The sequence below is a fragment of the Haloferax sp. DFSO60 genome, from assembly GCF_046557615.1.
Lineage (GTDB): Archaea > Halobacteriota > Halobacteria > Halobacteriales > Haloferacaceae > Haloferax.
Genome location: NZ_JBKIII010000007.1, coordinates 1 through 648, shown reverse-complemented (window position 1 = coordinate 648; position 648 = coordinate 1). Strand labels below are relative to the sequence as shown.

1 rRNA gene is annotated in these 648 nt (G+C 53.2%); it reads right to left on the bottom strand.

Features of this window, described 5'->3' with window-relative positions:
• Nucleotides 1-576 (bottom strand): 23S ribosomal RNA (locus ACK509_RS16580); the annotation flags it as partial.
• Between the last annotated feature and the right edge of the window lie 72 nt (nt 577-648).

Genomic DNA, 648 nt, shown 5'->3' with positions numbered 1-648 from the left:
CTCTGTTCATTCTTCGGCAGACCTTGTATGCTACGTCGCTCTATCGCCAACTGATTTCAAGCCCTATTGCACCGCCCTTTTCGGGGTGCTTTTCAGCGTTCGCTCACGCTACTTGTTCGCTATCGGTCTCGAGGAGTGTTTAGTCTTCGCGGTTGATGCCCGCGGAATTCACGAGGGATATCCAACCCCCGCTATTCTGGAACAACCCCAGGATCTTTCTTCTACACTACGGGGTTGTCACCCTGTATCACGCTCTGTTCCAAGAGACTTCGTGTAGAATCCAGTTCCGTGTTGGGTAGTCCGTACACCACATTGCCCGTGAGGGCTTCGGTTTGGACTGTGTCGCTTTCACTCGCCGTTACTCACGATATCGCGGTTGCTTTCTTTTCCTGCACCTACTAAGATGTTTCAATTCGGTGCGTTCCCCATTGCGCAAGGCAATTGCGTGGGGATTCCCATTCGGAGATCTTCAGTTCTTAGCCTCCATGCGGCTCCCTGAAGCTTATCGCAGCTTGGCACGTCCGTCATCGGCTCTCGAGCCGAGCTATCCACCAGCTGGCACAGTAGCCAGTTGTGTATATATTTGCACTGTGACCCGGAGAACGGGTCCAGTGGACGCCTGGATTGCACGTACACACGGTTTCATCA